1 protein-coding gene is annotated in these 868 nt (G+C 39.7%); it reads right to left on the bottom strand.

The window, feature by feature from the left end; genetic code table 11:
- Nucleotides 1–165 precede the first annotated feature (165 nt).
- Nucleotides 166–868, bottom strand: a 703-nt coding sequence (locus AC1DUW_RS30765) for an SLC13 family permease (protein ID WP_477644444.1), incomplete at its 5' end; no start/stop codon positions are given.

Below are 868 nucleotides of genomic sequence, written 5' to 3'. Positions count from 1 at the left end.
GGTTAGTTGACTGGGCGGTAAATAAAAAGAAAAGGTACTAATTCCTTATTTGTACGGAATCAGTACCAGGTATAGATATTTAATAATCTTTCTTATTAGGGAATCACTTACCGGTTAATTAAGCAATTCCCTTCGTCATAACGAACGATAATGACGAGCTTGTGTCTATCCCCATGGTGTTCCAATCACGACAAATATTAGCCAAGCAAGTCCAGGTCCGATAACAACAAAGCATGCGGATGCAATTAAGAGTTTTCTAAAAAATTCATTTTGGTTCATACCTTGAGCATTTGCGAGCAACATAGCACCATTTGTTGAGAAAGGACTTATATCCACAATGCTCGATGCAAAAGAGATGGATGATATGACACCTATGGATGATACAGTCGGATCCTGAAGAATTGGAATCGCGAGTGGAATAATGGCTGCCAAGAAACCTGTTGTTGAGGCGAAAGATGAGATAATTCCTCCAATATAAGATGCTGTTAGAGCTGCCATTACAGAATTATTCATGCCAGCTATTAACTGGGTCATATATTCGATAACACCGATTTGTTCTAGTACTCCTACATAAGTCACAATCCCTGTTACCATAAGGATAATTGGCCAAGGCATACTCTGTAAGACGCCTTCTTGCCTTTTTGGAGCCATCAAGAAAAGTGCCAACCCTACTCCAAACCCGGCAAAGCCCATGTGTACATTGTACCCTAGAGCTAGGACGACTAGAAGAGCTATTCCAAGAAGTGTGAATCCTCTATACCAAGTTAAACGCCCTTCTGATTTTCCTGAATTATCTTCTGGATTATCCACTTGATTTACATTTATATCGATTGTTTCTACTGTTTCTACTGTAGCTGCTGTATACAGG

Source organism: Peribacillus sp. P4_C12 (assembly GCF_056402095.1).
This window is presented reverse-complemented; position numbering and strand designations above follow the sequence as displayed.